This window comes from uncultured Mycobacterium sp. (assembly GCF_964249325.1).
In the GTDB taxonomy this organism is placed as follows: domain Bacteria; phylum Actinomycetota; class Actinomycetes; order Mycobacteriales; family Mycobacteriaceae; genus Mycobacterium.
Genome location: NZ_CAXUCH010000002.1, coordinates 59799 through 66198 on the forward strand (window position 1 = coordinate 59799; position 6400 = coordinate 66198).

The 6400-nt window shown below is 64.0% G+C and carries 5 protein-coding genes and 1 pseudogene; 4 read left to right on the forward strand and 2 right to left on the reverse strand.

The genetic code is table 11. The features are described from left to right. Window positions 1-29 precede the first annotated feature (29 nt). Window positions 30-857 carry a universal stress protein gene (locus ACFE99_RS00785; RefSeq protein WP_375481483.1) on the reverse strand — a complete coding sequence of 276 codons (828 nt, stop codon included), beginning with the start codon at window positions 855-857 and terminating at the stop codon, window positions 30-32. Window positions 858-1065: 208 nt separating this feature from the next. On the opposite strand from ACFE99_RS00785, the gene ACFE99_RS00790 reads away from it, so the two are divergent. From ACFE99_RS00790 to ACFE99_RS00805, 4 genes are all read left to right on the forward strand, one after another. Continuing rightward, window positions 1066-3399, forward strand: a complete 2334-nt coding sequence (locus tag ACFE99_RS00790) for a nitric-oxide reductase large subunit (RefSeq protein ID WP_375481485.1) — start codon at window positions 1066-1068, stop codon at window positions 3397-3399. A gap of 2 nt (window positions 3400-3401) precedes the next feature. Further along, a complete protein-coding gene (locus tag ACFE99_RS00795; protein WP_375481487.1) occupies window positions 3402-4028 on the forward strand; it encodes a hypothetical protein in 627 nt (208 codons plus the stop codon). Next, window positions 4025-4822, forward strand: coding sequence for a slipin family protein (locus ACFE99_RS00800; protein WP_375481489.1), 798 nt, complete (start codon window positions 4025-4027; stop codon window positions 4820-4822). The genes ACFE99_RS00795 and ACFE99_RS00800 overlap by 4 nt, the downstream gene beginning before the upstream one ends. A gap of 139 nt (window positions 4823-4961) precedes the next feature. Further along, entirely contained in the window at window positions 4962-5942 is a 981-nt protein-coding gene (locus ACFE99_RS00805; RefSeq protein WP_375481491.1) for an Acg family FMN-binding oxidoreductase, read from the forward strand. Window positions 5943-5963: 21 nt separating this feature from the next. Here the strand turns inward: ACFE99_RS00805 and ACFE99_RS00810 are convergent. Further along, a pseudogene (locus ACFE99_RS00810) lies at window positions 5964-6400 on the reverse strand (SAM-dependent methyltransferase); the annotation flags it as partial.

Below are 6400 nucleotides of genomic sequence, written 5' to 3' on the forward strand. Positions count from 1 at the left end.
AGCCGCCCCCGTATGTCCGCTGGCTTGGGCTAGGACCGCACGATCAGCACCGAGCACTCGGCGTGTCCGAGGATCGGGTGGCTGTGCGGGCCGATGAGAAGCGGGACTTGATCGGCATCGGTGCTGCCGATGACTGCGAGCTGTACCCGTCTGTCGCTAAAGGCAAGAAAGTCCGAGATGCCGGTATGGGTGGCGGCAGCGTGGACAGTCACGCCCGGGTAGCGCTGACTCCAGAACTGCATCCGCCTGTGCAGATCGTCATAAGGCATGTCGCCGAGGTCTTCTCGCCACGCTCCGAGGGCAAGTACCGGTGCGTGGCGCAGCTCGGCCTCTTCCATAGCGTGCCGGACAACGTCGTCGTTGCCAGGTGAATCGTTGACTGCTACGGCAATCACGACGCTGCCGGGCTTCGGCTCGGTCTGCTGGGTGCGGATGATCGCGACTGGGCTGTGGGCCGCTTCGGCGAGCTCCGCTGCAGTGGAGCCCAGCAGCGCGCGTGCAAAGCGTCCGATGCCCACCGAACCGACGCAGATCATCTCGGCGTCACGGGATTCGGCGATCAACGTCTTTGCCGGGTCACCCTGCAGAATCCCGGTTTCGACCTTGACGGGTTTTCCGCTGGTTGCGACTGCGGCGCAGGCTTTGCGCAGCGCGGTCTCGCCGTATTCGACTTCCATCTGTACATTGCCGACGGACGCGGTTGGGGCTGGCTCGACGTGATCATGGATCACGTGGATCAGGCGCAACGGGATCTCGCGGCTGACGGCTTCGTCGATCGCCCACTCCGCAGCCCGGATCGCGGCCTGAGAGCCGTCGATGCCGACGATGACTGATCTGGGCGGGGAGGTGGTGTTCATGGTGTTCGGCCCCTTGCTGCCAGCCTGAATCGATACCTGCGCAGTCGACGCTATTCACTCGGGAGCACCGGGGGGGAGGAGCCCTAAGTCCCTAGGGTGCGGCCATAAGTCCTCGCGTCAATTGGGGTCGGTAAGCACGTATTCGGTGTGTCAGGGGCCTATGGAGGGTTAAATACAGCTCGACCGCCCGGGTGAAGGGATAGTCGTTATGGCAACCGAGGCAGCACCGGCGCCGCGCTCCGATACTTCCAAGTCCGAACCTTTGATCGGCAAAGGGTGGGTTCAGGGCGTGGCTCTGGTGCTGATCTTCGGTTTTCTCGTGTTGGGCATCCTCGTCTTCCGCACCTATACCGCGTCCATGCCGCTGCCCGATAAGGTGGTCACCGACTCAGGTCGAACGCTGTTCACCAAAGACGACATCACCCGTGGCCAGCAGCTCTACCAGGCGCGGGGTCTAATGGAGTACGGGTCGGTGCTCGGCCACGGCGCATACCTGGGACCCGACTACACCGCCGAGTACCTGCGCATGGCCACCGACGACGTCGCCGACCAGTGGCGCGCACGAGGCGTAGCGGATCCCCGCGACCAGGTGGCCACAGAGTTCCGCACCAACCGCTATAACCCGGCCACCAAGACGTTGGTGTTCACCGATCGCCAGGCGCGGGCATTCGACGACATCCAGCGCCACTACGCGGCCTACTTCGGCGAGAACACCACCAAACACGGGCTGTTGCCACGCGTGATCACCGACCAGGCCGAAATTCACGACCTCACCTCTTTTTTCGCCTGGACTGCATGGGCGTCGGCGGCGCAGCGGCCAGGTCACATCTACAGCTACACCAACAACTGGCCACCAGAGAAGCGCGTCGACAACGTCCCGACCGCGCCGGTCCTGGTGTGGTCGGCGCTGTCGCTGATAGCACTGTTGGGCGGTATCGGCGTCATGTTCGCCATCTACGGCCGCTGGAGCCAAAAGGTGGGCTGGCACGGCGAACAGGCGTCGACGCTGTCGTTCCGCGAGCCCGGTGAGGTGAGCCTGACACCGGCGCAACGGGCCACCATCTGGTTTTTCGCGATTGTGTCGGTGCTGTTCTTGGCGCAAACGCTGGTGGGGGCGGCCGCCGAGCACTATCGGGCCGACCTGTCGAACTTCTTCGGGCTGGACCTGGCCCGGGTCTTGCCCTACAACCTGGCCCGCACCTGGCATGTGCAGCTGGCCTTGTTCTGGACTGCGGCGGCGTTTCTCGCCGGTGGCATCTTCTTGGTGCCGTTCATCGCCCGCCGAGAGCCGCGGCGGCAAAGCTGGCTGGCCTACGGCCTGCTGGGCGCGGTCGCGGTGGTGGTGTTCGGCTCGCTGATCACCGAGGCGTTATCGATCTACGGGGTAATTCCGCACAGCGGCCTGTTCTCGCAGCAGTGGGAGTATCTGGACCTGCCGCGGCTGTGGCAGATCCTGCTCATCGTCGGCATGTTCCTGTGGATCGCAATCATCTGGCGCGGGATGCGGGCCCGGCTGCGCGGCGAATCGAAACTGAACATGCCGTGGCTGTTTTTCTTCGCCGGGCTTGCCATTCCGGTGTTCTATGCCGTCGGGTTGCTGGCCGGCAGCGGCACCCACTACACCGTCGCGGATTTCTGGCGGTTCTGGGTGGTGCACCTGTGGGTCGAGGACTTTTTGGAGTTGTTCACCACCGTGATGGTGGCCTACATGTTCGTGCTGCTCGGCGTGGTGCGCGAGCGGATCGCGCTGGGGGTGATCTACCTCGACATCATCTTGTATTCCGCTGGCGGCGTCATCGGCACCATGCATCACCTGTACTTCTCGGGCACGCCGGTCGAGCATATGGCGCTGGGTGCGTTCTTCTCGGCTGCCGAGGTCATCCCGCTCACCTTCTTGACCGTCGAAGCGTGGGCATTCCTGCAGCTGGGCTCGCGGCAACAGTCCGGTGACGGCAAGCCATTCCCACACCGGTGGGCGGTGATGTTTTTGGTCGCGGTCGGATTCTGGAACTTCCTGGGTGCGGGCGTCTTCGGTTTCTTGATCAACTTGCCCATTGTCTCCTACTACCAGATCGGCACCGCGTTGACGGCCAACCACGGCCACGCCGCGCTGATGGGCGTCTACGGCATGCTCGCAGTCGGGTTGGCCATGTTCGCGTTCCGCTACATGATCCCCGCCGACAAATGGCCGGAGAGATGGGCCCGCATCTCGTTTTGGAGCATGAACCTAGGGCTGGCGTGGATGGTATTCGCCACACTGCTGCCGCTTGGCGTGCTCCAGCTGTTCCACTCGGTCAACGACGGCTACTTCGAAGCCCGTTCGCTCGGATACATCACCAACCCCGGCAACTCGCTGATCGAATGGCTGCGGTTGCCCGGCGACGTGATCCTCATTGTCGGTGGTGTGCTGCCATTCATCTACATCGCCTGGACGGCGCTGCGTTACTTCCGCTCAGGCTCGGCGGCGCAGGAACTACCAGAACATCCGCTCTACACCGAAACCCGCCCTGCTGACGAGTCCCCGACGCCGGCGAAGGAGTGACGATGACAGCACCTGTCGCGTCGGTGTGGCTGGTCGCCGGATATGCGCTGTTTCTGGTGGCCGTCGCGTGGAGCTTCGACGCGATGGCCAAACGGGTATCGCAGATCGCGAAGCAATGGCGCACTGGGAAATTCGTCTACCGACCCGACCACGATGCGTGGGTATGCCCCCAGGACCAGTGGCTGTGGCCGACGTCGTTCGACCCCCATCATCGAGTGATGCGTTACCGTGCGCAGCCGGTGGTATGCAACAGCTGCCCGGTGAAGTCGACGTGCACGACGTCAGATCACGGCCGGGAAATAACCCGCGAAATCGATCCCTGGCCGTACTCGGGTGCGGGCCGCTTCCACCGCGGGATCGCTTGTTTCGTGGCCGCGCTCGGCGTGGTGATGCCGTTGGGGATGCTGATCGGTCAGCACACTGCGCCCGACGTGCTGGTGCTCAGCGGCGTCGCCCTGTTGGTCGTCGTTTTGGGAATGCCGCTGGCGCGGCACCTGTGGAACACCCCGTCCAACGCTCCCGAGTATCTGCCGCAACGGTCCGGCTTAGAGGATCAGGCCGCTGCCGCGATCGACCGGTATTCCACTCGGTGGGGCGGCGGCTGGTCGGACAAGGAGCGGGACTGGTGAGCGCCGTGGTGATCGGCATTGTCGTGGTCGCGGTTGTCGTGCTATTGGCGTTGGCCTTTGTCTCGCTGGCCGTGCTGCGGGAGTACGAGCGCGGGGTGGTATTCCGGATGGGCCACGTCCGGCCGCTGTACCGCCCGGGGTTGCGGTTTCTGATTCCTTTGATGGACAAGATGATCCGAGTGGATCAGCGTGTTGTGACGCTGACCATCCCGCCGCAGGAGGTCATCACTCGCGACAACGTGCCGGCCCGGGTGAACGCTGTCGTGATGTTTCAGGTCATTGATCCGCTGAAAGCTATTCTCGCGGTTGAGAATTACGCGGTGGCCACCTCTCAGATCGCTCAGACAACGCTGCGCTCGCTGCTCGGCCGTGCCGACCTCGACACCCTGCTGGCCCACCGGGAAGATCTCAATAGCGACTTGCGCGCGGTCATTGAAAAGCAGACCGAGCCCTGGGGTGTGCAGGTGCGGGTGGTCGAGATCAAGGATGTGGAGATCCCCGAGTCGATGCAGCGAGCGATGGCACGTGAGGCGGAGGCAGAGCGGGAACGGCGGGCCAAAGTCATCAATGCACGCGGAGAACTGCAGGCCTCCGAGGAGCTGCGGCAAGCCGCAGAGACCCTCTCGAAGAACCCGGCGTCACTGCAATTGCGCTACCTGCAGACCCTTTTAGAGCTGGGTGCGGACCAGAACTCGACGGTGGTGTTCCCGCTGCCGGTCGACATCATCACGCCATTCTTGAAACGCCCGGAAGTGTTGGAGGCAATTGCGAGTTCGCTGAACGACCGCAGCTGAACCGACTCCCGACTCGGTCCGGCGGGTCGCCCGACGCGTCAGCCGCCAGGGTCGAATGGCATCAGGCGGAGGACCAAAGGCTCTGGCGGCACCGAGTGCTTTCGGAGCATGCTCGGTTACAGCTAGGAAGGAGGTCGATATGCCTACCACAATGGTGGAAACCAAAATCGTCAAGAATGCTGTACACACGGCCTGCCGCGCCCCGTCATTGCACAACAGCCAACCGTGGCAGTGGGTGTTCGACCTCAAGCAACTCCGGCTTTTCCTGGATCCAACCCGAATAATGGACACCGACCAGTCGGCGCGGGAAGCGCTTATCGGTTGCGGAGCTGCGCTCGACCACCTTCGAGTGGCAATGGCCGCGGCCGGGTGGCAAGCCCATGTCGACCGGTTCCCGAACCCGGACAACCCAGACCACCTGGCGTCCATTGACTTCACCCGGATGGACTTTGTGACCGACGACCATCGGCGCCGCGCCAACGCGATCTGGGACCGCCGGACCGACCGGCTGCCGTTCGCCGCTCCAGCGGACTGGGAGCCACTCGAGCGTTCACTGCGCAGCAGCGTCGAGGGCGCCGGCGTGCAGTTCGATGTGTTGCCCCAGGACGTGCGCTCGCAACTGGCCTGGGCATCGCATTTCGCTGAATCGCTGCGACTCTACGACTCTACCTACCACACTGAATTAAGTTGGTGGACTTCACCCTTCGAGGCTTCGGAGGGAATCCCGTACACGTCGCTGCTGTCAGCGGCCGAAAACGAGCGCGTCGACGTGGGGCGGACTTTTCCGCTGACGCATCACAAAGAGAGGCGCACCGAAGTCCCAGAAGATCACTCGACGATTCTGGTCCTTTCGACAGCCGACGATAGTCGTGCCGCCGCGCTAGCCGCCGGCGAAGCGCTTTCCGCGGTGCTGCTGGAATGCACCATGGCGGGCTTGGCCACCTGCCCGGTAACGCACATCACCGAGGTCAAGGCCACCCGTGAGACCGTCAGCGCGCTGCTGGACCATAACGCTCGGCCTCAAGTGTTGGTGCGGGTGGGTGTGGCGCCCGCCATGGAGAAAGCGCCGCCGCCCACCCCGCGGCGACCGCTGGCCGAGGTCTGGCGGTTGCAGAGCTGACACGGGCGAACAGCAGGGCCGTTAGCCGTCGGATTTGCGCGCGACAATCGCGACCGCGGTCAACCGGTCGCGGTGCTGGCGAAAAGTCCGTCGCATCTGAAGTACGCGCCGGCGGGCGTCGTGGTGGGCAAGCACGTTCATGGCGAACCTCAGCGCTCGCAGCAGCCCTTCGTCGGCGACTAGGCGGCGCGGCTGCAACAGCGCCATCGGCGCGGTCGCAACGTGATCGACGGTCAGCCCGTGTTCAGCCAGCAGGCGGCGCCATTCGGCGACGGTCAGCGGGCGGGCGTTGACTTTGATGGCACGGGCCAACGACTGCCGGACGTCTGTCTTGATGTCATCGGAGATGGTGTCCGGCGTCAGCGCGAGTTCGTGGATCGCGTAGCGTCCACCGGGCCGCAGCAGCCGGGCCGCCTCGGCGACGATGGCATGCTTGGTCAGCTCGCCCTGCATGGTCA